1 pseudogene is annotated in these 487 nt (G+C 79.3%); it reads right to left on the bottom strand.

The window, feature by feature from the left end:
• A pseudogene (locus BI06_RS18010) lies at positions 1-188 on the bottom strand (alpha/beta hydrolase); the annotation flags it as partial.
• Between the last annotated feature and the right edge of the window lie 299 nt (positions 189-487).

Below are 487 nucleotides of genomic sequence, written 5' to 3'. Positions count from 1 at the left end.
GCCGCGGCCAGCGGCTCCAGCAGCGCGATGAAGTCCTCCTTGCTGCCGGTGAAGCCGGGCACCAGCAGGGCCGAGCCCCGCACCGCCCCGGCGGGCTCGGCCCGCAGCGCCGCGAACTGCCCGCGCGCCGTCACCACCCGCAGCGCACGGGCCGAGGGCGGGAGGGTGAGGAACGGCGGCGTGCTCATGGACGGACCTCCGGCGACCGGTGCGAACTCGTGGGTAACCCGAGCATAGGGGCGTCCGGCCGGTCGCTCCCGGGCCCGTCGTGCCGCCGCCGTGCGGTTCCCGGGTCGCTCGCGGAACGCCGAAGGGGCGGTCCGGAGGTCCGGACCGCCCCTTCGGGGAACGCGGATCAGCTCTCCGGGGTCGCCTCGGCGGCGGCCGGACGGCGGGCCCGGGTACGGCGGCGCGGGGCCGGGGCCTCGCCGTCGGTGGCACCCTCGGCGGGAGCCGCGACGGTGACCGCCTCGGTGGCGGCCTCGGC

Source organism: Kitasatospora sp. MBT66, assembly GCF_000710405.2.
GTDB lineage: Bacteria > Actinomycetota > Actinomycetes > Streptomycetales > Streptomycetaceae > Kitasatospora > Kitasatospora purpeofusca.
This window is presented reverse-complemented; position numbering and strand designations above follow the sequence as displayed.